The sequence below is a fragment of the Campylobacter sp. JH32 genome, assembly GCF_017846535.1.
Classification (GTDB): Bacteria; Campylobacterota; Campylobacteria; order Campylobacterales; family Campylobacteraceae; genus Campylobacter_D; species Campylobacter_D coli.
This window is the reverse complement of sequence record NZ_JAEQBS010000008.1, coordinates 23,051-49,279: the sequence shown is the minus strand read 5'-3', so window position 1 is coordinate 49,279 and position 26,229 is coordinate 23,051. Positions and strand designations below refer to the sequence as shown.

Annotated in this window: 24 protein-coding genes and 1 pseudogene; 7 read left to right on the top strand and 18 right to left on the bottom strand. The window is 31.5% G+C overall.

Annotated features, from left to right (window positions below; all coding sequences use genetic code 11):
• The first annotated feature begins 5 nt into the window (after positions 1-5).
• From KAR67_RS06905 to KAR67_RS06885, 5 genes are all read left to right on the top strand, one after another.
• Positions 6-1,046, top strand: a complete 1,041-nt coding sequence (locus KAR67_RS06905; protein ID WP_002780332.1) for a D-alanine--D-alanine ligase — start codon at positions 6-8, stop codon at positions 1,044-1,046.
• 59 nt (positions 1,047-1,105) lie between these two features.
• Positions 1,106-1,321 (top strand): type II toxin-antitoxin system Phd/YefM family antitoxin, encoded by a 216-nt coding sequence (locus tag KAR67_RS06900; protein WP_002776699.1) that lies wholly within the window; start codon positions 1,106-1,108, stop codon positions 1,319-1,321.
• Position 1,322: 1 nt separating this feature from the next.
• The gene (locus KAR67_RS06895; protein WP_002780330.1) at positions 1,323-2,054 is read left to right on the top strand and encodes an alpha/beta hydrolase; all 732 of its coding nucleotides are present in this window, start codon (positions 1,323-1,325) and stop codon (positions 2,052-2,054) included.
• Complete coding sequence (gene murF / locus KAR67_RS06890) at positions 2,048-3,475, top strand: UDP-N-acetylmuramoyl-tripeptide--D-alanyl-D-alanine ligase (RefSeq protein ID WP_002785025.1); 1,428 nt, start codon at positions 2,048-2,050, stop codon at positions 3,473-3,475. The genes KAR67_RS06895 and murF overlap by 7 nt, the downstream gene beginning before the upstream one ends.
• Positions 3,476-3,623: 148 nt before the next feature.
• A complete protein-coding gene (locus KAR67_RS06885) occupies positions 3,624-7,133 on the top strand; it encodes an acyl-[ACP]--phospholipid O-acyltransferase (protein ID WP_002776696.1) in 3,510 nt (1,169 codons plus the stop codon).
• Positions 7,134-7,211: 78 nt separating this feature from the next.
• Here KAR67_RS06885 and KAR67_RS06880 read toward each other — a convergent pair whose 3' ends face one another.
• The 18 genes and pseudogenes from KAR67_RS06880 to KAR67_RS06795 all read right to left on the bottom strand — a co-directional run bounded on the left by KAR67_RS06880 (position 7,212) and on the right by KAR67_RS06795 (position 22,536).
• Positions 7,212-8,123, bottom strand: coding sequence for an AEC family transporter (locus tag KAR67_RS06880; RefSeq protein ID WP_002776695.1), 912 nt, complete (start codon positions 8,121-8,123; stop codon positions 7,212-7,214).
• A 156-nt stretch (positions 8,124-8,279) separates the two neighbouring features.
• Positions 8,280-9,104 (bottom strand): formyltetrahydrofolate deformylase, encoded by an 825-nt coding sequence (purU, locus tag KAR67_RS06875; protein ID WP_131235509.1) that lies wholly within the window; start codon positions 9,102-9,104, stop codon positions 8,280-8,282.
• Entirely contained in the window at positions 9,105-10,220 is a 1,116-nt protein-coding gene (locus KAR67_RS06870; protein WP_002780402.1) for a CCA tRNA nucleotidyltransferase, read from the bottom strand. It abuts the gene before it with no gap.
• Positions 10,189-10,686 (bottom strand): hypothetical protein, encoded by a 498-nt coding sequence (locus tag KAR67_RS06865; RefSeq protein WP_002810784.1) that lies wholly within the window; start codon positions 10,684-10,686, stop codon positions 10,189-10,191. The genes KAR67_RS06870 and KAR67_RS06865 overlap by 32 nt, the downstream gene beginning before the upstream one ends.
• Positions 10,683-10,931, bottom strand: coding sequence for a tetratricopeptide repeat protein (locus KAR67_RS06860; RefSeq protein ID WP_087721326.1), 249 nt, complete (start codon positions 10,929-10,931; stop codon positions 10,683-10,685). The genes KAR67_RS06865 and KAR67_RS06860 overlap by 4 nt, the downstream gene beginning before the upstream one ends.
• 44 nt (positions 10,932-10,975) lie before the next feature.
• Positions 10,976-11,557: a LysE family translocator gene (locus KAR67_RS06855; RefSeq protein WP_004284218.1), complete on the bottom strand. Its 582-nt coding sequence runs from the start codon at positions 11,555-11,557 to the stop codon at positions 10,976-10,978.
• The gene (locus KAR67_RS06850; protein WP_002776686.1) at positions 11,557-11,877 is read right to left on the bottom strand and encodes an AzlD domain-containing protein; all 321 of its coding nucleotides are present in this window, start codon (positions 11,875-11,877) and stop codon (positions 11,557-11,559) included. The genes KAR67_RS06855 and KAR67_RS06850 overlap by 1 nt, the downstream gene beginning before the upstream one ends.
• A complete protein-coding gene (locus tag KAR67_RS06845; protein WP_002776685.1) occupies positions 11,867-12,547 on the bottom strand; it encodes an AzlC family ABC transporter permease in 681 nt (226 codons plus the stop codon). Before KAR67_RS06845 ends, KAR67_RS06850 begins: the two co-directional genes overlap by 11 nt.
• Complete coding sequence (locus KAR67_RS06840; protein WP_002776684.1) at positions 12,544-12,720, bottom strand: hypothetical protein; 177 nt, start codon at positions 12,718-12,720, stop codon at positions 12,544-12,546. The genes KAR67_RS06845 and KAR67_RS06840 overlap by 4 nt, the downstream gene beginning before the upstream one ends.
• Positions 12,721-12,733: 13 nt before the next feature.
• Complete coding sequence (locus KAR67_RS06835) at positions 12,734-13,069, bottom strand: chaperone NapD (protein WP_002776683.1); 336 nt, start codon at positions 13,067-13,069, stop codon at positions 12,734-12,736.
• Entirely contained in the window at positions 13,056-13,976 is a 921-nt protein-coding gene (locus KAR67_RS06830; protein WP_002780405.1) for a WD40 repeat domain-containing protein, read from the bottom strand. The genes KAR67_RS06835 and KAR67_RS06830 overlap by 14 nt, the downstream gene beginning before the upstream one ends.
• A gap of 4 nt (positions 13,977-13,980) precedes the next feature.
• Entirely contained in the window at positions 13,981-14,505 is a 525-nt protein-coding gene (locus KAR67_RS06825; RefSeq protein WP_072212040.1) for a nitrate reductase cytochrome c-type subunit, read from the bottom strand.
• Complete coding sequence (napH, locus tag KAR67_RS06820) at positions 14,502-15,287, bottom strand: quinol dehydrogenase ferredoxin subunit NapH (RefSeq protein WP_165488885.1); 786 nt, start codon at positions 15,285-15,287, stop codon at positions 14,502-14,504. Before napH ends, KAR67_RS06825 begins: the two co-directional genes overlap by 4 nt.
• Positions 15,284-16,024: a ferredoxin-type protein NapG gene (gene napG / locus KAR67_RS06815; RefSeq protein WP_002784911.1), complete on the bottom strand. Its 741-nt coding sequence runs from the start codon at positions 16,022-16,024 to the stop codon at positions 15,284-15,286. The genes napH and napG overlap by 4 nt, the downstream gene beginning before the upstream one ends.
• Positions 16,025-16,041: 17 nt before the next feature.
• Complete coding sequence (gene napA / locus KAR67_RS06810) at positions 16,042-18,816, bottom strand: periplasmic nitrate reductase subunit alpha (protein ID WP_002788607.1); 2,775 nt, start codon at positions 18,814-18,816, stop codon at positions 16,042-16,044.
• Positions 18,817-19,084: 268 nt separating this feature from the next.
• Complete coding sequence (gene tpx, locus KAR67_RS06805) at positions 19,085-19,612, bottom strand: thiol peroxidase (protein ID WP_002776674.1); 528 nt, start codon at positions 19,610-19,612, stop codon at positions 19,085-19,087.
• A 108-nt stretch (positions 19,613-19,720) separates the two neighbouring features.
• Positions 19,721-20,448, bottom strand: a pseudogene (locus KAR67_RS06800) (substrate-binding domain-containing protein).
• Positions 20,449-20,505: 57 nt separating this feature from the next.
• A complete protein-coding gene (locus KAR67_RS06795) occupies positions 20,506-22,536 on the bottom strand; it encodes an ATP-dependent helicase (protein WP_002776669.1) in 2,031 nt (676 codons plus the stop codon).
• A gap of 121 nt (positions 22,537-22,657) precedes the next feature.
• Here KAR67_RS06795 and KAR67_RS06790 point away from each other — a divergent pair, with 121 nt between their 5' ends.
• Together KAR67_RS06790 and KAR67_RS06785 are read left to right on the top strand one after the other, a co-directional pair.
• Positions 22,658-23,587 carry a hypothetical protein gene (locus KAR67_RS06790; protein ID WP_002776668.1) on the top strand — a complete coding sequence of 310 codons (930 nt, stop codon included), beginning with the start codon at positions 22,658-22,660 and terminating at the stop codon, positions 23,585-23,587.
• A gap of 24 nt (positions 23,588-23,611) precedes the next feature.
• Positions 23,612-26,224: a valine--tRNA ligase gene (locus KAR67_RS06785; RefSeq protein ID WP_002819239.1), complete on the top strand. Its 2,613-nt coding sequence runs from the start codon at positions 23,612-23,614 to the stop codon at positions 26,222-26,224.
• Positions 26,225-26,229: the final 5 nt, after the last annotated feature.

Genomic DNA, 26,229 nt, shown 5'->3' with positions numbered 1-26,229 from the left:
AAATAATGAAATTAGCGATACTTTTTGGCGGAAATTCTTACGAACATGAAATCAGCATTGTAAGTGCTGTGGTATTAAAAAAAGTGATAAATACGGATTTGACATTTATTTTTTGCGATGAAAAAAGGAGATTTTATTTAATTCCTAGCGAAAAAATGAATTCTAAAACCTTTAGCGGTGGTGCTTACCAAAAAGAAAAGGAGTTATTTTTAAGACAAAAGGCTTTTTATCATAAAAGTCTATGGAGTGAAAAAAACTTAGATTTAGATTGTGTGATCAACCTCATCCACGGAAGAGATGGAGAAGACGGAAAGATAGCTTCTTTGCTTGAATTTTTTGATATCAAATTCATAGGTCCTAGGGTTGAAGCAAGTGTTTTATCTTTCAATAAAGAGTTCACAAAACTTTACGCACAAAGCGTTGGGGTTAAAACTCTAGATTATCAAATGCTTAGAAAAAGTCAAAAGCAAGATTTTACAGCTCATTTTCCTTGCATTTTAAAGCCTGCACGACTTGGGAGCAGTATAGGGATTAGCATAGCTAAAAATGAAAAGGAATTGGATTATGCTAAGGATGTGGGTTTTGAGTTTGATACTGATATTTTGGTAGAGGATTTTAAAAGTAACATCAAAGAGTACAATCTTGCAGGATGTATGATCAAAGATGAATTTATCTTTTCAATCATCGAAGAACCAAAGAAAAAAGAATTTTTGGATTTTGAGCAAAAATATCTTAGTTTTTCAGGCCATAACGAACTTATCGAAGCTGATTTGAGCGAAGAATTAAAGCAAAAGCTTAAAGATAATTTTGCCAAAATTTATAATCCTTTATTTAAAGGTGCTTTAATCCGTTGTGATTTTTTCATCCTAGATAATGAAGTTTATCTGAATGAAATCAATCCAAATCCAGGCTCTTTAGCAAATTATCTTTTCAAAGATTTTAACAAAATTATAGAGCAACTTGCTCTAAGTATAGAAAGCGAAAAGAAGATTAAAATCACTTATGAATTTTTACATTCTATTAATGGACAAAAAGGCAAATTATAAAGCTTTAAGAGAAAGTATGTTAAATTTTACATAAAATTTTATGTATTTTAGGAAAATTTATGCTTTCTTTTAAACAAGATGAAATCTATACCGCCACAGAAGTTGTGCGAAACTTTAGCCCTTTGATCGAAAAACTAAAAAAAAGCGAATCGGGCAAAATGGTCATCTTAAAAAATAATAAATTTGAGGCCGTTTTGCTCAGTATGAAAGAATTTGAACGCTTGCAAAATGCTATGCAACTCTTAGAAAATATTTACAAAAACCAAAAGGTTTAAGATGGCGCTTGTAAATGTGATTTATAATAATGATACTTATGAATTAAGTTATGAAATTTTAAATCAAGATAAGAAAAAATCTTTACTCATATTGCATGGATGGGGTGCAAATAAGGAGCTTATGAAGCAAGCTTTTTCTAAAAATTTAAATGATTTTTGTCAAATTTATCTAGATTTACCTGGTTTTGGAAATTCAAGTGCGCCAAAAAGTCTTTATAGCCAAGATTATGTAAATATCATAAAAGAATTTTTAAAAGAAAAAAAACTTGATATTGATATTTTTCTAGGACATTCTTTTGGTGGAAAAATAGCTGCTTTACTTGTTTTGGATTTTCAAAAAGCTCAACTTGTTTTGCTTTCAAATTCAGGCATACTTGCAAAAAAATCTTTTAAAGTGCGTTTTAAAATCATGCTGTTTAAATTTCTAAAAAAATTGGGTTTGGGTAGATTTTATCGTTATTTTGCAAGCAAAGATGGAGCAAATTTAAACCCTTTGATGTATCAAACTTTTAAAAATGTAGTAGATGAAGATCTGAGTCAAACTTTTGCTAAAATCGACAATAAAAGCCTTATTTTTTGGGGGATTGATGATAAAGCCACCCCTTTAAAAAGCGGAGAAGCAATGCACAAGCTTATCAAAAATAGCGAATTTTATCCTTTAGAAGGGGATCATTTTTTCTTTTTAAAACATTCTTTATTTATAGCCAATAAAATCAAGGAAAACCAATGCTAACCAATACACTTTATTTTATCAATTCTTTGTTTTTTAATTTTTGTGTAGCTTTTTATCTTATGAGCGCTTTACAATGGTATTCTTATAAATTTAAACGCGTATTTTTTCACTATCATAGACCTTTGTGGCATTTGTATTTTTTATTTTTACCTTATTTTTTCTTTTTGACTTTTCCTTTATATTCTTTGGCGTATTTTGCACTTATTCATACTCCGATTTTATATTTTTGGAATAAAAGCATAGATAAAAAACTCGTCTTTACAAGTAAGGTTAAATGGTTTTTTGTTTTCGTATTTATTTACAATACCCTTTTTGCCATACTTGCTTTGCGTTTTTCTTTTCTTTTTAATCTTTTTGCCCTGCCTTTTGCTCTTATAAGTCTTAAAATCTTTGAGCTATTTAGCAATTTATATTTTAAAAATAAAGCCAAAGCCAAACTTCAAAACAATCCACAATTAAAAATCATACTCATTACTGCAAGTTTTGGAAAAACAAGTATTAAAAATTTCCTCTATGAGCTTTTAAAAGATGATTTTAAAACCTACAAAACCCCTCGCTCTGTAAATACCCTACTTGGCATTATCGCAGATATCAATACAAATTTAAGCGATGATACACAAATTTACATAGCAGAAGCAGGAGCAAGAGTAAAAGGCGATATTGATGTTATAACGCGTTTTTTAGAGCCTCAAATTTGCATTGTAGGAGAGATAGGAAATGCGCATTTAGAGTATTTTAAAAATATAGAAAATACGCGAAAAACCAAACTCGAAGCTTTAAATTCCAAAAGATTAGAAAAAGCTTTTTTACATACTAGCACCCAAAAAAGCGAAGATGAGCTTATCTTGCTTTACGATGATAAATTACAAGACATTCAAGCAAGTCTTCAAGGTTTGGAATTTAAGATCAATTTAGAAAATAAAACATATGAATTTAAAAGCCAAATTCTAGGAGATTTTAATGCTCAAAATCTTTGCGCTTGTATACTTTGTGCAAATTATCTAGGCGTAAAAATAGAAAAAATTCAAAAGCAAGTTTTAAAAATCAATTCAGTAGAACATCGCTTACAAATCATCTCTAAAGAGCCTAAATTCATCATCGATGATGGTTTTAATGGGAATTATAAAGGTATGAGTGCAAGCTATAAGCTTTGCAAAAACTATAAAGGGCGCAAGGTTTTAGTTAGCCCTGGTATAGTAGAAGTAGATAAGGATGAAAATGTAAAATTAGCCAAAATCATCAATGAATGCTTTGATCTTGCCGTCATCACAGCACAGGTTAATGCTGATATCTTTAAAAAAGAACTTAAAATAAAAACCATCATACTCAAAGAAAAAGCAGATCTTGTTAAGGTTTTAGCAAAAGAAACCCAACAAGGCGATTTGATACTTTTTTCTAATGATGCACCTAGTTTTATGTAAGTTTATCTTGTGAATAATTTTAAAGATAAAGATATTTAAGAAAGATTTCTAATTCTTATCTTAAATCATCTTCTATTTTATTGTTAGAATTTTATGATAAAATCAATGCCACTTTTATAAAGTTTTCATAAATTTAGGAGTAAATTATATGCAAAAAAATTCTTTTTTAAAAATCTATGGGCTCATACCCTTTTTGCTTGTAGCTTTCATCAATGCTTTTGTAGATTTAGGGCATAAAATCATCATTCAAAATACTATTTATAAGGTTTATGAAGGTAGCACACAGCTTCTTTTAACAGCCATTGTTAATGCTCTTATCCTTCTACCTTTTATTTTAATGCTTTCACCCTCAGGATTTTTAGCAGACAAATATCCAAAAAATCTTATCATGAAACTCTCAGCAGCTTTTAGCGTTATGCTTACGATTATCATTTGTATAAGCTATTATAATGGGGCTTTTTGGACAGCTTTTACACTTACTTTCATCATGGGAATTCAAGCTGCACTTTATTCTCCTAGCAAATACGGCTTTATTAAAGAATTAGTCGGAAAAGATTTACTTGCGATGGGAAATGGTGCAGTTAATGCAGTAAGCATCGTGGCTATACTAGCTGGAATGAGTCTTTTTTCTTTAAGTTTTGAAAGCTTATATGATATAAATCATAACAGCTCAGAAGAGGTTTTAAAGCAAGTTGCACCTTTGGGATTTTTACTTATACTTTTTTCACTCATAGAGCTTTACTTAGCGTGGCGTTTACCTAAACTTAAAGATGAGATAAAAGAATTAAAATTTGATTCTAAACGCTATTTGAGCGGAAAATTGTTGATGAGCAATTTAAAACTTATTTTTGAAAATAAAGTAATTTGGCTTTGTATCGTTGGAATTTCGATATTTTGGGCGATATCGCAATTATATCTTGTAAGTTTTCCCGTATTTAGTAAAAATGAACTTTTTATTGAAAATACTTTTTTTGTACAAGTTTCTTTAGGATTTTCAGGGATTGGAGTCGTTTTAGGCTCTTTAATAGCGGGTAGGTTTTCTAAAAATTATATCGAGCTTGGACTCATTCCTTTTGGGGCTTTGGGCGTGTTTTTAATGGCCTTGATTATGCCCTATTTTACAAGTTTGATTACATATAGTTTTATCTTTTTTATCTTTGGTTTTTGCGGTGCGTTATTTATCATACCTTTAAATTCTCTTATACAATTTCATGCAAAAGAAAATGAACTGGGTAAAATTTTAGCAGGCAATAACTTCATACAAAATATCGCCATGCTTACTTTTCTTGTTTTGGCAACTTTATTTGCCAATTTAGAAATCAATGTAATTTATTTATTTTACTTCATTACACTTGTTGCTTTTTTGGGTGCGATTTATGTAGTCTTTAAACTCCCTTTTTCTTTAGTAAGAATGCTTTTAAGCATAGCATTTTTAGGACGCTATCGTTTGCTTGTGGAAGGCTTTAAAAATATCCCTGAAAAAGGCGGTGCCTTGCTTTTGGGCAATCATATTTCTTTTATCGATTGGGCTATAGTGCAAATGGCAATTCCTAGAAAAATTTATTTTGTCATGGAGCGAAGTATTTATTCTAAATGGTATATCAAAATTTTTCTTGATAAATTTGGTGTCATTCCTGTTTCAAGTGCAGCAAGCAAGGCTAGCTTAGAGCTTATTGCAGAGCGTATTAAACAAGGGGATTTGGTTTGTCTTTTTCCTGAAGGCGTGCTTTCAAGACATGGGCAACTCAATGAATTTAAAGGTGGATTTGAACATGTTTGCTCAAATTTAGAAGAAGATGATGGGGTGATTTTACCTTTTTATATACGCGGACTTTGGGGTAGCACTTTTTCAAGAAGTGATGAGGAGTTTTCAGCTAGAAATCGCACCTTAAGCAAAAGAAATATCGCTATAGCCTTTGGTGCTCCTATGTCTTTACATTCTAAAAAAGAAGAGGTAAAAGCTAAAGTTTTTGAACTTTCTTTTATGGCTTGGAAATCTCAATGCGAAGCAATGCATACCATAGCAAGAGCTTTTATCACCAGCGCTAAGAGAAATCTTAGTAATATAGCTATAATCGACTCTTTAGCAGGAGCGATTAGCTATAGAAAATTATTGAGTCTTAGTTTTATTTTAAGCACCCTTATAAAAGAAAATTCAAAAAAAATCAATAGCAATTTTGAACGCGGATCTTATGCGCCCAAAGAAGAATGTGTAGGAATTTTACTTCCTGCTTCTTTTGCTAGTTCTTTGCTAAATTTAAGTGTCTTGCTTGCACAAAAAGTTGTAGTAAATTTAAATTTTACTGCGGGAGAAAAAGCCTTACAAGCAGCAGTAAAAAGTGCTCAAATTTCACAAATTTATACTTCTAAGAAATTCTTAGAAAAATTAGAAAGCAAAGGCGTGTCTTTAAATTTTGGTGAAGAAGTAAATCTTATCTACATGGAAGATGTGGTTGAAATCTTTAAAAAACAAAAAAGTAAAATTTTAGCAATGATGATGGCAGTTAGTATTTTACCTAGCTTTATATTAAAAGCGATCTTTGCTCCTTCTAAAAACAATCTTGCCATAGCAGCTATTCTTTTTAGCAGTGGTAGCGAAGGCACTCCAAAAGGCGTAATGTTAAATAACCGAAATATCCTAAGCAATATCGCTCAAATTTCAGATGTGCTTTGCACAAGAAACAACGATGTAATACTTTCATCCTTGCCACCTTTTCATGCTTTTGGGCTAACTGTTACTACATTTTTACCTTTACTTGAAAGTATTAAAAGCATTACTTTTGCTGATCCAACCGATGCTTTAGGCATAGCAAAAGCTGTAGCCAAAAACAATGTTACGATAATGTGTGGAACCTCGACCTTCTTAGGAATTTACGCTAGAAATAAAAAGCTTGATGCCATTATGTTTGAAAGCTTAAGAGTGGTTGTTTCAGGAGCTGAAAAGCTTAAAAGCGAAGTTCGATCTGCCTTTGAAATGAAATTTAAAAAGAGTATTTTTGAGGGCTATGGAGCGACTGAAACCACTCCTGTTGCAAGCGTGAATTTGCCTAATCGCTTTGATGCGGATTATTGGATAGTTCACCGCGCAAGCAAAGAAGGAAGTGTGGGCATGCCTCTACCTGGAACTGCAGTTCGCATTGTCGATCCTAATACTTACGAAACTCTAAAAACAAATGAAGATGGGCTGATACTCATAGGCGGACACCAAGTCATGGTAGGATATCTTAACAACAAAGAAAAAACCGATGAAGTCATCAAAGAAATCGATGGCATAAGATGGTATAACACCGGCGATAAAGGGCATTTAGATGAAGATGGATTTTTGTATATCGTAGATCGTTATTCGCGTTTTGCGAAAATCGGTGGAGAGATGATATCTTTAGGTGCTCTAGAAGAAGAAATCGCTAAATTCATCGATACAAATATAGTGAAATTTTGCACCGTAGCTTTAGAAGATGAGAAAAAAGGCGAACAAGTTGCCTTGCTTATAGAATGTGATGAAGAATTCTTTGAAGGTGTTTGCGAAGCTATAAAAAGCTCAAGTATGCCTGCTATTTTCAAGCCAAGTCGCTATCTAAAAGTAGAAAAAATTCCACTTTTAGGCTCTGGAAAAGTGGACTTAAAAGGCGCTAAGGAATTAGCAAAAAGCTTGGTTTAAAATAATAAATTTTTAGCAAAGAGATAAATACTCTTTGCTTTTTTAATTTTTTCTTATAATTCTTTCATATATTTAAATTTACGCCAAAGCCCAAACTAAAATTGGCATAGAAATAAAAGCAAAAAGCACTCCAAAAGCCACAGTACTTACAGCTAGATTGCTATCTAATTTAGCCTTCATTACCATAGCTCCTGCTAAAGTCATTGTAGGCGTGGCACTTTCTATGATGGCAACTATGATTGAAGCTTTCATTTCAAAACCAAAAAGCTTTAATAAAAGCACAAAAATTAAAGGTGCTAAAACCATTTTAGCTAAAATCACAAGAATAGTAGGTTTATAAGCAGTTTTAATCGCCATAAAACCAAGCCCCAAACCTATGGCAAAAAGTGCCACTGGAGTAGCTGCACCACCAAATAAACGAATAGGGGAAAAAATAAATTCAGGCAAGGATATTAATTTACACAAAAAACCCAAAAGCAAAGCCAAAAAAGGTGGAAAAGAAAGAATTTTTTTAATATTTGCTACCAAACTTACTTTTTCACCACTTCCCAAAGAAAGGATAAAAGGCCCCAAAAGAGAAATAGGCAAAGTAGTAGCTAAAGCATCATATAGTATTACTTCTGCGCCAAATTGCGCATTAGCAAAAATGCCTTCAACGATAGGCATACCCACAAAAATAGTATTTCCAAAGCAAGAGAGTAAAAACATACTCACTAGTGTTGCTTTTGAAAAATTAAAAATAAAACCTAAAAATACGACTATAAAAGCAGCAAGAGCACAACTAAAAAATCCTATAAATATCAAAACAATCAAAGAGAAATCAAAATTTAAATGATAAGCTTTATCGAAAATTAAACAAGGCAAAGCAAAAACGATAGCAAAATCTAAAAAGGTTCTTGCTTGTTTTTGTTTTAAGATACCCACTCTTTTAGCAAAATACCCACCTGCTAGTAAGATAAAAATCGTAAACAAAGGACTAAAAATAAACATACCATATCCTCTTCTTGTTTCATTACTTATAAAGATAATTTTAAAAATGGAAAAAATTATATTCTTTATAATTAAAAGAGAACTTAAAATGTTTTAAGTTTTATATTTTTATATAAAAATATAAAACTTACTTGCTTAAAAATACTCAATCTTTTATCAAAATACTATGGTTTTATTTTTATGTATAAAAATTCTATCATCAAAAACCAAATCAAGAGCTTTTGAAAGCACATTTTTTTCAACATTGCGTCCAGCTTGCTGCATATCTTGCCAAGTGTATTCATGACTTACAGGCAAAACTGCTTGAGTGATAATCGGCCCTTCATCAAGATTATTATTAACAAAATGTGCCGTAGCTCCAATAATCTTCACCCCACGCTCAAAAGCTTGTTTATAGGGATTTGCTCCCACAAATGCAGGCAAGAAAGAATGATGGATATTAACTATCTTTCCTTCAAAATGTTTGACAAAATCAGGGGATAAAATTCTCATATATTTTGCCAAAACCAAATAATCAAATTGATATTCTTTTAAACATTCTAAAACTTGTTTTTCCTGCTCTTCGCGCTTTAAATTTTCTGCACTGATGCAATGATAAGGGATTTCAAATTTTTCTACTAAGTTTTTAAGAGTGTCGTGATTAGAAATCACGGCTTTGATATTAGCCTCAAGCTCATTGCTATAATGCTTGATCAATAAATCTCCCAAACAATGGCTTTCTTTAGTAGCAAAAACAATAATATCTTTCTTTCTTCTTTCACAAAGCTCTATATAAGCTTCTTCTCCCAACATCGCCTCAAGTGTCCCAACAAAGGCTTTTTTATCAAATTCACCCTCTAAAATAGCGCGGAAAAAAAACATTTCTTCGCCCACAAATTCATCATTTTTTACTATATTGATATGATATTTAAAAATCACATCAGAAATACGATAAATCAAACCTTTTTGATCCTTGGTGCAAATTTTTAATACAGAAATCATTTAATTTAACCTTTTAATATATTCATATAATTCATTTTCTCTTGCTTCTTTAAGCTTTAAACCCAACATTTTACCATAAATTCCAGCATCAAGAAAATCTTTTGCTAAAATACTTGTTTTAAATTTGTTCTCATAAAGTTTGAATTTTTTAGCCCACTTTATGCGCTCTTTATCCCAAAGCCCAAGCCATTCTTTTAAAGGCATATCCAAAGCAATACTTGCTAAATCAAAATCACTCATTTCATCAAGATAAAAAGCTTGATTTGCCTTTTTGAAATACTCTTTTTTTATTTTGCTTTTTTTAAAAAATTCCTCTTTGTTTAAATTAAAAAAATTTAAATACAAATACAAAAACAAAGCATCGTCTTTAACTACTTCTCTACTTTTTCTAAGCAAAGCTTGAAATTCCATGCTTTTAAAAGCACTATCAAAGCCAAAAATTTCTTTTTCCATATTAAGCTCTTGTAAATATTTATAGCCCACTTCAAGCTTAGAGCTTTTAAAAAATTTATAAAGCTCAGCATTGATCCTATCTCTGCTAAGATCTTTTATATTCATGCTTTGCATTAATTTTAAGCTTTCATCTGCTATTTTAAAATCAAATCTTGAAGCAAAAGCCACTGCTCTTAAAATTCTTAAACTATCTTCTTGAAAACTTGTTTGATCAATATGCCTTAAAATGCCCTGCTCTAGATCTTTTAATCCTCCATAAAAGTCTAAAAACTCATCATTAAAAAGATTGATCATCATAGAATTTATAGTAAAATCGCGTCTTTTGGCGCCTAATTTTTCATCATTACAAATTTGCACCTCAAAACCCGTATGCCCATAACCTGTCTTGTTTTCAGTTCTAGCAAGAGCAAAATCATAATTTTTAAATTTATATACAAAAAAACTTTTTCCAAAGCCTTGCGCGCCTAGTTTTTTCATCATTTTTTCAAAATCACTAGGCGTTATATCGTAAAGCTCTATATCATAATCATAAATTTCTAAACCTAAAAATAAATCCCTTACACTCCCACCAACCAAATAAGCCCTTTGAGTATAGGGACTTAGAAAATCAATGACAAATTTTAAATCTGCATTATTTTTTAAGCTTATCTTCGATGTTTGCAAGCAAAAACTCTAAAAAATTAATAGTTAATTGAAGTCTGTGTTCCAAATTCTCCTCCTTAACACTATTTAAACCCTCAAAAAGAACCAAAATTCTCTCTCTAAGGTGTTTTAAAAATATATCTTCATTAAGAGTTTGCACCTCTGCTATAATACTAGGGTTTAAAATTTCACTTTGCAAAACAGCCTCTTCTTTAACTGGCTCTTTATTTTCTTGATTTAATTCATCTAAATTTTTTATCTCTTCTTGAATTTTTTGCTCTTCTTCAAATTTCGCCATAGAAATTTTATCTTCTAATTCTTGCTCCAAAATAGGCTCTTCCTTAAGTTTAACCGTAGGCATATCCTCTTGAATTTGAGTCTTTCTAAGCTCTTCTTGTTCTTTTAGAATTTCACTTTGCCTTCTTTGTTCTTCCATGATAGAGTTAACTTCACTGATAGTTTTCTTTGCCAAATCTTCTAAATTCATATTTTTATCAACCACCTTTTAAATTCATTGATCTCTTCATCGCTTTTCATATTTATAAAAAAATCAAGCATTTGAGTATTTAAATCCTGATGCTTAGAACGAAACCCACTAAGACGACGCACTGCATCAATTGCATTTTGGTTATTAGGATCTTCTTTTAAAATATTTTTATAAATCTCTAAAGCTTCATCCTTAAGCCCTTGGGCTTCATAAATGGAAGCTTCTGTAACTGTGTTTTTCATTATCTTTCCTAATATTTTTTTTTAATTTTAGCAAAAAGCATTTTAAGTTAAACTTTATATAATACGCTAAGAGCCATTGCAAAGATAAACAAAGCGCTGATTTTATTGATTTTATCTAAATGCTTATTCATAAAGATCTTAAATATACTTCCGCCTAAAGCATAAAGACTTAAAGAGCAAAATTCTATCAACAAAATAATCAAAAGCAAAATATTTACATTCACTTGAAATTTTAAAAAAGAAGGCAAGATGGAAAACATAAAAATCCATGCTTTTGGATTAGAAGATGAAGCTATAAAGCCTTGGATGATAAGAGAAAATTTTTTCTTATGGATGATTTTTTCTTGAGTAATTTGACTTTTTGATTTAAACAATATAAAAGCAATATATAAAAGATATAAAGCACCCGCTATTTGAAAAAATTTAAATAAATTTTCATATCGCAAAATAAACTCTATCCCCAAAGCACAACACAAAACCACTAATGCTAATCCCACAAGCTCGCCAAATATCATCCATAAAGTATTTTTATATCCTAAAGAAAGTCCCAAGGAAAAAGCTAGGCTCATACACAATCCTGGCAGTAAAGAAACCGAAACAAAAGTCAAGATAAATAAAGTATAGTCCATTAAAACAATCTTAACACAAACATATAAAAAATAGTTCCTAAAATAATGCTAAGAAGTGCATTTTTAAAAAGCAGATGTATCAAAAATACCAAAATACAAGATACAATAAAATCAAGCCCATAAGGATAAGAATAAAAATCCACCTCATAAAAAGTATAAAAAAATAAAATGATGATGATAACTAAAGGCATATTATACTGCACAAAAAGCAAGTGATAGTTTTCTTTTTTATTTTTAAACAAAATAAAAGCTAAAACACGAGTTAAATAAGTCGCTAAAGAAGCTGCTAAAATCGCATATAAAATATTTTTATCTAACATATTTTTTTCCAAAAATCAAAATCATCAGAGCGATAAAAATACAAAAAGCCAACATATAAGGCTTGTCTATGCAAAATAAAGCAAAAAGTGCCACAAAAGAAGAATAAAGTAAAATTTTTAAATTAGGATTTTGTTTATAAAGCTCATAAGCTAGCACAATAAAAAGGGCATTAAGACTAAATTCTACACCCGAATAATCAATATTTAAACCCTGCTTAAAATAATAACCCAAAACAGAACCTATTACCCAATAAATTTGATTCAATAAACAAACTTCAAACATAATAAGCGATCTTTGCGCACGACTAAGATTTTTGATTTTCTCTTTAATAGAGCTTAAAAGAGCAAAACTTTCATCTGTTAAAGCAAAGATAATATAGTGCCTTAGAAAATTAATGGATTTTAGCTCTTTTAAAAGTGATAAAGTATAGAAAAAATGGCGAAAATTCAATAAAAACAAAGTAAAAAAAATCATCAAAAAAGATACATTTTGCGCCACTAAAGCTACTAAAAGAAATTGCCCAGCACCTGCATAAATAAAAATTGAACTAAGCAAAATTTCAAACAAAGAAAAATCTTTACTAGCAGCTAAAATTCCAAAAGCAGCCCCTAAAGGGATATAACCCATTAAAACAGGGATAGTAAGAAGAAAGAGTTCTCTTTGCTTCATTTTTTCTCTTTGAATAAATGTTTTAGATATTCTTCTCTTTGTTTATCTAAATTTGGATCGCTTTTATGAATTTGTCGCTCTTCTTTTACTTTGACATTTTCATCATTAAAATACAAATAATCAATACCAAAAATAATAGCTATAATAATAAGTAAAGGAATTAAAAAAACCATCTAAAAGCTTTAATCAAGACATTTGATTGTAAATACTACCATAATAACGAATATTTTCAGCATTTTCATTTTTTTCTATAGTTTGTATCGCTCCGCTATTTATAGCTTTCTGGATATCTTTATCCAAATCTTGATAAGAAAAAACCATATTTATACTGATAATATGAGGTAATTTTTCAAGCATTTTGTAAGACTCAAGCTCTTTTTCTAAACTTTCACTTTCTATCACAACGATGATTTTTTCATTCTCACAAAGCTCTATTGAACATGAAGGAATTTTTAAGATTTCTTTTTTTAATTCATCTATATGTTGTACTTTAGCTACGATCAAAACGCTAGAAAGATTCATCTAAACTCCTAAATACAATTTTATCTCCAAAGCCTGAGATAATCAATTCTCTTTCGTTGATAAAAATGATAATTTCACTCATTAAATTTTCATCCTTGAAAATTCTAACAGTTTTTAGGGTATTTGTATCAAAAACCTCATTAAAACCCTCTTCATTATCACTATACGCAGCCAATTTCCCACTAGGACTTAAAGCGCAAGTATAGATTAAAAAATCTTTTTGCAAAAAAGTTTGCTCTTCATTTTTTACCAAACCTATACGCCTATCTGTGCCGCAACTTATAAGAGTATCATTTTTAAAATCAACTTGATAGATATTATCTTTGTGCATTTTATCATAGTTTTTTAATATTTTCCAACTTTTCAAATCAAAAAGTTCCACCTCCCCACTTTCAAATCCTGCTATAAACTTGGTTTTTTCTTCATTTAAAGCTGCATCATTTAAACTAGAATGAGAGAATTTAAACTCATTTATACGCTTTAAATCCTTATCAACAAGCTCTATTTTAGAACCCAATAAAACCAAAAGATAGGTATTTTCATCTATAAAAAAAGCCTCTTTAACACTGCTTTCTTGAAGTGTTTGAATTTGAAGATTGTTATTATAAAGGCTTAAATTTTTTGCTCCAAAATCGCCTTCGCTAAGTATCAAAAGAGAATTTTGATAAACATCGATATTATAAATTCTAGCAAAATCACCCTCATAATAATTTTTAATTTTAGGCAAAGATAAAAGTTCTTTTAAGCTTTTATCTTTTAGATTATACTCATAAATCTCACCCTTATCAGTGCCTATATACAGCTCCTGCTGATCAAGCTTTAAAGCTGTAATATTTGAATTAAGCTTTAGCTCATAAGCAGGAGATAAAATATATAAAAAGCTTAAAATGAAAAGAATTTTTTTCATTATTTTACTCAACACCTTCATTAATTACATCGATTAAATTAGAACGATTTTTCAAGCCTTCATTTTTAAATTCAGCCTTAAAACTATTTCCAACTAAAGGTTTTGCATCACTTTGTGGAACATGACATTGGGTACAATTAAAGCGCGAATCACTGATCGCATCTCCTGTGGTTTTATTAGTTCTAAAATCATAATAATGACTCGCAGGAAGAGGAGTTGCGCCAACATCGGTTGCAATTGCTTTATCATGGCAACTAAGGCAGGTGTTATTATCCTTAGTAATAGGCAACATATCCTCAATAGTATGCGAAATAAGCGGTGGTGCATTTTCAAAAGAACGCTCAAAAAGCACAGATTCACCTGGCTGTAAAGCAGTAAAACTAGCATCGACCAAAGCTACCTTATTTTCATTTTCCAAACTTGCTTTCCTAAGTCCAATTTGCTCTGAACTCACCCCACTATTTAACGCACAAGCGGCTAAAAACATTATAGCAACGCTTCCTAGTAAAATCGTTTTCTTTTTCATTATTTTTTCCTTAAATCAAATATATTAAATTTTAAAGCATCATCGTTACACACTTCTACACAGCGTCCACATCTTATACATTCCCCCGAATTTACACTCGCGCTTTCTTTAGCTATCATCCAAAGAACTTGTTTTTCAGGACAAATTCCAATACATTTATAACACTTAGTGCATTTTTGATGATTGTGCTTGATTTTTAAAAGCGCAAAACGAGAGATGAGAGCATAAAAAGCCCCTAAAGGACACAAATGCGAACATATCGCTCTAGGACTCAAAAAAGCATCTATACAAAAAAGTATAAAAGCTATAAATATCCAAGAAGTGGTGCCAAAAATAATCCCTCTATGTATAATGCCTATATAAGACATACTTTCAAATACAGGCAAAGACAATACAAAAGAAAGAATTAAACTCAAAGCTAAAATATAATATCTTAAATTTTTACTTAAGATTAAAACCTTACTCTGTTTAAAAGCCATTTTAGAGCGAACAAAGGCAGCAAAATCAGTAATCAAATTTACAGGGCATACCCAAGCACAAAAAGCACGACCTAAGAAAACTCCATAAAGAATTAAAACGATCAAAGCTCCCATAAGTGCCATTAAATCTATGCTAAAACTTGCTAAATAAATTTGAATCACTGCAAAAGGATCGCTTAAAGGCAGGGTATCAAAAAGCCTAGAAGAACTTAAATTTCCTTTTAAGATAAAATCCGTAGCCTTAAAACTAAAAAGAGCTAAAATTCCGATTTGAACGATGCGTCTAGCGATTAAATACCTCATCAAAATTCTCCCTCATTTAAATAATTTGTTGCCTTTTTAGCATCAAAATATTTAGAAGTATCTGCATCTTTTATACGATCTTCATCCTCTTGATCCCAGCCCTTTACATAATGCGAACCAGCCTTACCTAAAACATACTCGCGTGGTAAAACACGAATAGCAGGCTTTTCCGTAATACACGCAAGCTCGCAAAGCCCACAGCCTACGCATACTTCATGATCAACACTAGGCAATAAAAAGGCGTGCTTAGCAGTGCGCTCATTGCGTTTAAGTTCAAGTTTTAAAGCCCTATCTATCAAAGGACAAGCTCTATAACAAGCATCACACTGAATTCCCCAATGCGCTACACAAGAAGCACTATCTACGATCGCAATACCCATTTTTAAAGATTCTATGCCCTGCTCTAAATGTTTTTTATCCAAAGCATCGGTTGGACATTCCTTAATACATGGTATGTCCTTGCAAAGATAACAAGGAATTTCTCTAGCCTTAAAAAAAGGAGTTCCGTTTTTTGCACTATCTAACAAAGTAGCAAGTTTTAAAGTATTGTATGGACAGGCTTTTACACACAAACCACAACGAATACATTTGCTTAAAAATCTCGCCTCATCTTCAGCTCCTGGTGGCCTCAAGGCGTAATCATCGTCAGCCTTTAAGCTTAAATTTGCCAAAAATCCACCCGCAGTACAAAGACACAAACCTTTAAAAGCACTAGCAAAAAATTCTCTTCTATCTTTCATCAAATCAAACCTTTATCTTAAGCTTTATAGATTTTTACCGCACATTTTTTAAAGTCAGTTTGCTTAGAAAGTGGGCAAGTTGCATCTAGAGTAACTTTATTGATATATACATTCTCATCAAACCAAGGCACATAAACAAGTCCTACAGGTGGTTTGTTTCTGCCACGCATATCTACTCTTGCTTTTACTTTACCACGACGCGATTCTACCCAAACTAAATCTCCTTGATTTAAACCTAATTTTTCACCATCTTTTTCACTCATATAACAAAGTGCCTCTGGAACAGCACGGTAAAGCTCTGGCACACGCATAGTCATAGTCCCACTATGCCAATGCTCTAAAACCCTTCCAGTTGAAAGCCAGAATGGATACTCTTCATTTGGTCTTTCAGGTGCTTTCATAAATGGTCTAAAGAAAATTTTAGCTTTATTTTTAATACTATGTTCTTTTTCATCCTTAGGAGCTATCAAATCCCCATTGGTAAGCATTTTATTAAATTCACCATAGAAAGCAAAATCTGAATTTGGAGCAGCTTTTTTGGCATAATAATCAAATTTAGTATTAAATCTCCATTGTGTTTCTTTACCATTTACCACTGGCCATCTTAGACCTCTTACTTGATGATAAGTGTTAAAATCAGCCAAATCATGACCATGGCCTAAACCAAATTTACGATACTCTTCCCAAAGATATTTTTGAACAAAAAAGCCATATCCTTTAAATTCTTTTCCATCACTGCCTTGAATTTTTCTTTCATCACCCTTAACTTCACTATTGTCATAATCTTTCATAACAGCATCATTTGAAGTAAAGCTTTTTGCTTCTTTATTGGCAAATAAAACATCAAAAAGCGTATCATCTTCGCTATAACCCATAGCTTTTGCTTCTTCTAGTACACTTGGTAAAGTAAGCTTACCATCTACTTTTTGTTCTTTCCAAACCTCTTTAAGCTTAAAGCGTTTTGCAAATTCTAAAATTTGCCAAGTATCACTCATAGCAGCACCTACAGGTAAAACTTGTTGTTTCCAGTGTTGAGTTCTTCTTTCAGCATTACCATAAGCACCCCATTTTTCATAAATCATCGCACTTGGCAAGATAAGATCGGCTACTTTTGCTGAAATTCCAGGATAACAATCACTCACAACGATAAAATTATCCATATCTCTAGCTGCTGTGATCCAGTGATTTGCATTTGCGGTATTTTGCCATGGATTATTTACTTGAACCCAAGCAAATTTAATTTTACCATCCTCTAAATCCCTCATAATACCAAGATAAGGCGAACCTGGTTTTGGATTGATTGTTTTTGCAGGCACTTTCCAAATTTTTTCTGAAATTTCTCTGTGTTTTGGATTTGCCACGACCATATCTGCAGGCAAGCGGTGAGAGAATGTTCCTACCTCTCTAGCAGTTCCACAAGCACTTGGTTGTCCTGTTAAAGAGAAAGCCCCACTACCTGGCTTAGCTTGTTTGCCAAGTAAAAAATGCACCATATAAGCTTGTTCATTTACCCAAGAGCCTCTTGTGTGTTGGTTAAAGCCCATAGTCCAAAAGCTCACTACTTTACGATTTTTTTCTATATATAAATTAGCCAATTCTTGGAGTTTTTTCTTAAAATCTTCTAAAGATTCATTATCATCACCCTTTGCTACTTTTGCGGTATATTCTAAAGTATAAGGTGCTAAACCTTTTTTGAATTCTTCAAAAGAAATTTCCCAATTCTTATCAGCTACGCCTTGATGTTTCATTTCAAATTTATCACCCGCTTTCACACCAAGATAAGAAAGAGAGGTTGCTTCTTCTTCATCTAAAGTGATTGCATTTTCTTTTGCAACGGTATCTTTTTCGCTTTCTTTAAATTTAGGATGGTTTGGATTATTTCTCATGCCATAACCAATATCTGCATAACCTGTTGCAAATACACAATGATCTTTAATGAATTTTTTATCCATAGCTTCAGGATGATTATAAACAATCTCTCTTGCTATATAGTTCCAAATAGCTAAATCTGTATTAGGTTTAAAAATGATTTCAATATCAGCAATATTTGAAGTACGATTAGAAAAAGTGCTTAAATTCACAATTTTAACTTTATCAAGATTGCTTAGCTTTCTATCGCTAACTCTTGACCAAAGTATAGGGTGCATTTCAGCCATATTAGCTCCCCAAGTGATAATAGTATCTGTAAGCTCTATATCATCATAACAGCCTGATGGCTCATCTACACCAAAAGTTTGCATAAAACCAACCACTGCAGAGGCCATACAATGTCTTGCATTTGGATCGATATTATTTGTTCTAAAACCCGCTTTTGCAAGTTTTAAAGCAGCATAACCTTCTTGGATAGTGTATTGCCCACTACCAAAAATCCCTATACCTGTAACGCCGAGTTCATTGTAGGCTTTTTTAAATTGTTTTTCCATTTCATCAAAGGCTCTTTGCCAGGAAACTTGCTTGAATTTTCCTTTTTTGTCAAATTCTCCCTTATCATTCATACGAAGCAAAGGCATAACAAGACGATCTTCTCCATACATGATTTTAGCGTTAAAATATCCTTTAATACAATTAAGACCACGATTTACAGGAGCAGCAGGATCACCTTTGATTGCTACAATTTTGCCATCTTTTCTAGCTATCATAATTCCACAGCCCGTTCCGCAAAATCTACAAACGGCTTTATCCCATTTCCATTCTTCCTCTTGTGCGCCAAATACTGGCCTTGGGACACTAAGACCTGCAACACTAGCAGCACTCGCAATAGCGGTATTTTTAATAAAATCCCTTCTATTCATACTCTAATCCTCCAAAATAATAAAAATCATTTTATTATAAAAAATAGAAAATAAAATTATCTTGAATTTTTTGCAAAAAATAATAATTTCAAAGCCCTATTTTATAGGACTTTTATTGTCCTTTTATCATTTTTGAAATAATAAGATTATAAAAAATAAAACAGGCTAGAAAACTCTAATCTAATAAAAATATAAAATAATGTTTGATAAATGATTTTGTTTGAAAAGCTAAGAAAGTAGCCCCATTGAGGGCTTTATATGTAGAAAATTAATGACAACCGCATCCGCCGCAGCAGCTAGAGCCACCAAAAAATGCATCAAGTTTTGCAATATCTGGCATTTCTGTCACTTCACTTACTAATTCTTTATAAGCGATTTTACCATCTTTGATTACAAATACAGCACGAGCTAAAAGACCTTCTAGTGGACCTTCACCAATTAAAACGCCATATTTTTCTCCAAATTCTTTTGCTACAAAATCGCTAGCAACACTTAGATTTTCTATACCTTCAGTACTGCAAAATCTACCCATAGCAAAAGGTAAATCCATACTTACAACCACAACTTCAGCTCCATTGTAGCTTGCTACTTTTTTGTTAAATTCTCTTGCTTCAGTTGCGCAAACTGGAGTATCTAAGCTTGGAAGACTTAAAACAATTTGTGTTTTACCTGCAGCACCAATTTCAATCGTGCTTAAATCTTTAGCTTTAAGTCCTACTTTAGGAGCATCTGCTCCAACTTCTACTGAATTTCCTTTAAGTTTTACTGGGTTTCCTTTAAAATTTACTGAACTCATTTTGTCATCCTTTATTTTTATAAATTGAAACATTTTTGTAATTTTAATGTTTCGAAAATTATTATATCTTAATAATTATTATTAATTCTTTAAATACTCAGCTTAAAATCACTCAACTTCATTCCAAGCATGTTTTTTCCAAATTTTTTGGGCTTCTTTACTTTGAATAAATTTCACAAATTCTAAAGCTTGTTTATTTTGAAGTCCTTTTTTGGTAGGAATGATTTCAGCTGTGCAATAAACTGCTGCTTTTTCATCTTCGATAAACAAAGCCTTATCTCCTAAAACCTTAGCCCAATGCGACCAAATAATTAAAGCGTCTATGTTTGGATTGTTGTTCCACTCATCTATAGCTATTTTAGAATTTTTAGCATAAACTTTAATATTTTTACGCAACTTGACCAAATTTTCTCTTTTACCATCTTTTAAAGCCATATCCTCATAAAGTCCAACTTGACCTGCACCATCAACAACCATAACATTTACATTATCTTTTAAAATATCCTCAAAACTTTTGATATTTTTTGGGTTATTAGGACGCACGATGATACCTGAAGGACGGGCATTAAAACAACCAAATCTTCTAAATTCAAGCTAGGAATTCTTTTGATAAATCCATCCATCATAGAAGTATTACCCGAAAAAATCAAATCCGCATCTTTTCTAGCCTTTTTAAACCACGATGGGGTAGGACCTGCAGTCACTACAACTTTTTCTTTAGTTTTTTCTTCAAATTTCAATGCTAGTTCTTTCATAACCGGCGCAGGACCGCCAGGACCATAAATTAAAACTTCAGCATTTAAAAAACTTGCTGCGACTAAACTTAAAAAATAAATATTTTTTCATATTTTAAACCTTTCTTTCAATGATATTTATTTTGAAAGAAAATGTTATCAATCTATGGTTAACTCTCCCTTGCAAAGCCCTGCTTCTATAAGAAAACGCGAAGGTGTAAAAGCAGTTTTTTTATTTTTGTCGTATTTTGCATAGCTAAGATAAAGTATATTTTTAGCCCTTGTTACCGCAACATAAAACAGCCTTCTTTCTTCTTCCAAGCTTCCGCCCATGCTCATAAGTTTTTGATTAGGAAAACGCCCTTGTGCAAGATCGATCACAAATACCAAATCAAATTCCAAACCCTTGCTTGCATGCACGCTAAGCAAATTTACACCCTTGCCATTACTCATCTCGCTTGCACCTAGGGTTAAAAAATTATAATACTTATAAATATCGCTATAATTTTTAGTGAGTTCTTTTAAAACATTAAATTTCGTTTCTATCTTTTCTAAATTTTCTTTTTTTCTTAAAAGATCCACTTGCCCTGCTTTATTTGTCGCTCTTTTGATGGCTAATTCTTCGCAAATTTCCTTATAAAAAGAATTTTCACAAATTAAATTAACCAGTGCTAAAGAATGTTTTGTTTCCATAGCTTTTTTTAAGAAAAAATAAATTTTTTCTAAATTTTTAGCACATAAATCATTAATCTTTGAAAGTTTTAAGATAGGATGAGCATTGAACTCACTCTCAAATTTAAAACGATTTTCACTGGCTAGTTCTTCTAAGTCTGCAAAAAGCCCAAGCTGGTAATTTCTTTTTTGATGGTTTTGCAAATTTACACTTTTATCAGGTTCTAAAAAACCCCTTATCAAGCTACCATGACCTAATTTTAAAAGAGCATCAAAAATTTCCTTTGCTAAAACTCCGCCTACTCCTTTGGTATACTGAACCAAATGAATAAATGCCATGATATCCTTAGGATTTACCACAAGAGCAAGCATAGCACTAAAGGCTTTAACCTCCAAGCTTTCAAAAAAACTCCCGCTGCCTTTTCTCACACTTGCGATCCCTTGCTCTCTTAAGGCCACCTCGATACCATCTGCACTCGAATTATTGCGAAAAATAACAGCAATTTCTTCCAAGCTCACTCCGCTAGTAAGTATCATTTTGGCTATATTTTGATATTGATCAAACAATTCTTCAAAAGTCAGTAAAGAAGGGGCTTTAAATTCATCTTTTCTTGTAACTATAAGCTCCTTTGGATAGAGTCTTTCGTTGTTTAAAATTACCTTATTTGCCAAAGCTAGAATACTTCTTGAAGAACGGTAGTTTTTGTTTAGAGAAAAAATTTGAGCATCCTTAAAACGCTGCTTAAATCCACCTATTATGTTAATATCTGCACCATTAAAAGCATAAATACTTTGATCATAATCCCCTACACAAAATAAGCTCTTACTCTCAAAAGCCTCGATTAAAGAACTCTGAAGCGCATTAGTATCTTGATATTCATCTACCAAAATTTCATCAAATTCGTATTTTTTTTCATTTAAAAGAGTTTTTAAATTCAAAAGTAAATCGTTAAAATCTACATAATTAAAACGCTTTTTTTCTTCACTGTATTCTTTTAATATATCTTCATAAATTTCTGCATAAATACTTTGATCTTCATAATTTACGCAAAACCAATGGTAAAAATCTTGATCATAAGCCTTGTTTTGAAATAAAGAATATATATCATATAAATAGCTTGACTGATAAGGTTTTATATCACTTAAATGTCTAAAGGTTCTTTTTTCATAAACACTTTTAAGTAGGGTTTTTAACTCACTGGCCTGTTTTAAAACCACATCTTTATTTGCGCTTTTAAGCAAGGTATAGGCTGTGCTATGAAAAGTTCCTGCTAAAATTTTTCCTGTAATATTTTTGTCAAAATATTTCCCCAAACGGCTTATCATTTCTTTACTGGCTTTATTAGTAAAAGTCAAAAGCATGATTTTTTGCGGCGATACACCTTGGCTTAAAAGATAAGAAATTCTTGCAACTATGGTAGAAGTTTTTCCTGTCCCCGCGCTTGCTATGATCAGATTGTGTCCAAAATTTGCAGTAGCAGCTAAATACTGCTCTTCATTTAATCTAGAAAGTGGCATTTTTTTCCTTAAAAAGCACGAATTATAGAAAAAAAATGCTTAAAAATATAAAAATTTAACATTTATTTATATTAATATATAGTACAATATTCAATTTATTTTATTTGTTAAGGAATTAAAGATGAATTTTAAATTTTTTTCTATTATTGTAGGGATTTTAGTCGTTGTGATTTTAATACTTAGCGGAACTTATTACTATCTTTTTGAGTATTCTAAACCTAGCTATACACCTATAACACAAACTTCAACAGAACAAAACCAATACAGCAATAACACCCATACAACAACCCAAAACTCTTATGTTTCTGATATTACAAATACAAATAATGAAAATATAAATTTAATACAAGACAAGCAAGATGAAAAGGATGCAAATAACATCATTAACGATGACAACAAAAGCGATACAAAATCTTCTCAAATTACAAAACAAAACAATGAAGAAAAACTAGCAGCGATTGAAAAAGAAATCAGTAAACAGCAAAAAATTTTAGAACAGGAAAAAATATTTAAGCCTCAAAATACAAATAACAATAAAACAAATTATCAAGCTAAAAAACTAAGCCCAGCGCAAGAATATTTAAGCTTGGGAAAAAATAGTCGCCTTGAACCTCAACTAAGTACAGAAAATATGAAAGTTTATGTGCTTGATGGTAAATTCTTAAGCGATTATAGAATCAAGCTTTTAAAAGATATGTTAGCGATTATAGAAGATAATTCTAAAGACTATTTTCTTAGTGTTTTTGTTAAAATGCTGCCTAAGGGAGAAATGAGTTTAACTATTTACAATAAAGATATTATTTTCTCTGATATGAAAAAATCTTATAAATATATAAGTATGGATAAAATTTCACCTTATATTAAAACCCCTGAAGTGCTTAATCAATATGTAGCACGCGAAGAAATTATAGAAAGATTTAAGCTTCAAACTAAAAAAGAAGGAAAAGGAAGTGAATTTTCTAAGCATATAAATAGCTTAAAAACTGGACTTAACAAGGCTCAATACTTTTTTCCATTTTGTGAAATCATAGAAATTACTTCCGTAAAATAAGCCGCGTAAAAAAGGTAAAAAATAATGTATGATAAAAGCATAGAAAAAACATATTATCAAATTTGCGAAGAGCGTGGGTATTTTGAAATCGATGGAAATAAAGCCATACAAGAAAAAAATAAAAATTTTTGTATCATGATGCCACCGCCTAATGTAACAGGCGTTTTACACATAGGCCATGCTTTAACCTTTACTTTGCAAGATATTATGACACGATATAAGAGAATGGATGGCTATAAAGTTCTTTATCAACCAGGACTTGACCATGCAGGAATTGCCACTCAAAATGTTGTAGAAAAACAACTTCTTGCTCAAGGCATTAAAAAAGAAGAATTGGGTCGCGAAAAATTTATAGAAAAAATTTGGGAATGGAAAGAACAAAGCGGTGGAAAAATCCTAAATCAAATGAGAACTCTAGGAATTACTCCTGCTTGGAGCCGCTTGCGTTTTACTATGGATGAAGGCTTAGCAAATGCTGTAAAAAAAGCTTTTGTGGAACTTTACGATAAAAAACTTATCGTGCGTGGAAACTATATGATCAATTGGTGCACTCACGATGGAGCTTTAAGTGATATAGAAGTAGAATACAAAGAAAACAAAGGCAAACTTTATCATATAAAATATTATTTAAAAGATAGTGATGAATACCTAGTCGTAGCAACAACGCGTCCTGAGACTTTTTTTGGTGATACTGCAGTCATGGTTCATCCTGATGATAAGCGTTATAAACAATTTATAGGAAAAGAACTGATCTTGCCTTTGAGCAATAAAGCCATTAAAATCATAGCTGATGAACATGTAGAAAAAGAATTTGGAACAGGGGTTGTAAAGGTTACCCCTGCTCATGATATGAATGACTATGAAGTAGGACTTAGACATAATTTAGAATTTATAAGTGTTTTTGATGAAAAAGGAATTTTAAACGAGCATTGTTTGGAATTTAAAGGCTTAGAACGATTAGAAGCTAGAGATAAAATTGTAGCTAAACTGGATAGTCTTGGCTTTATAGATAAAATAGAAGAACATAACAATCAAGTAGGATATTGCTATCGTTGCAACAATATAGTCGAACCTTATATTTCAAAACAATGGTTTGTAAAGCAAGAAATCGCCAAAGAAAGTATAGAAAAAGTAGCTCTTGGCGAGAGTAAATTTTATCCAAGCCATTGGGTTAATAGCTTTAATGCTTGGATGAAAGATTTAAGGGCTTGGTGTATTTCAAGACAACTTTGGTGGGGACATCAAATTCCTGTGTATTATTGTGAATGCTCGCATGAATGGGCAAGTCAAGATACACCAAAAGCTTGTCCAAAATGCGGAGGGCAAAATTTCAAACAAGATGAAGATGTACTCGATACTTGGTTTTCTTCGGGACTTTGGGCAATAAGTACACTTGGATGGGGAAATGATACTTGGGGAAAAGATAAAATCTGGTTTGAAGAAGATTTAAAAGAATTTTATCCTAATTCTTTATTGATAACCGGTTTTGATATTTTGTTTTTCTGGGTAGCTAGAATGATGTTTCAAAGTACAAATGCTTTAGGGGCTTTACCTTTTAAAGATATTTATTTACACGCTCTTGTTAAAGATGAGCAAGGTAGAAAAATGAGTAAGAGTCTTGGAAATGTTATTGATCCAAATGAAAGCATTAAAGAATATAGCGCCGATATCTTGCGTTTCACCTTAGCCTTGCTTGCTATACAAGGACGCGATATCAAGCTTAGCAATGACAAACTTTTACAAGTTAGAAATTTCACAAATAAAATCTATAATGCGACAAATTATCTACTTTTAAATGAAGAGCAATTTGAAGACTTAGAAAAGATAGAACTTAAAAGCGCATTAGCTCAATTTGTTTATTCTAGATTTCAAGATTGTGTAAAAAATGTGAGAGAAAATTTAGACAATTATCGCTTTAATGATGCTGCAAACACACTTTATAAATTCTTCTGGGATGATTTTTGCGATTGGGGGATAGAACTTAGCAAAGCTCAAAAAGAATCAGTAAAAGAACTAGGAAGCATTTTCAAAGAGGCTTTAAAACTCTTAAATCCTTTTATGCCATTTATCAGTGAGTATCTGTATCACAAGCTTAGTAAAAGTGAACTTAAAACAAGTGCCTCCATAATGATAAGCAAATACCCACAATTTCATGCAAAAAATTCCAATATAGAAGAAATTTTCTCTTTGATCATAGAAAGCATTGTTAGCATACGCCGCGCTAAAAGCCTTGTGGATTTAGGAAATTCAAAAATAGAAAAAGCCTATATTAAATTAAATGATAAAAAAATGCAAGATGAAATCAAATCCTATATGAAGTTCATCACCATGCTTGCCAAATGCGAAAATATAGAATTTACAGAAAACAAACTACAAAAAGCCATTTGCGATGTAAGTGAAAATTTAGAAATTTTCATCACGCTTAATAATGTAGATTTAAGCGGTATTTTAACAAGGCTTGAAAATCAAAAAACAAAGCTAGAAAAAGAAAGTACCAAACTAAATGCTATGTTGTCAAATGAAAAATTTATTGCCAATGCGCCTAAAGAAGTCGTAGAACAGAATAAAGAAGCTTTGGCAAATTTAAAAACTCAGCTTGAAAAAATATCAGCTGAACTAGCAAATTTAAAAGGTTAAAAACT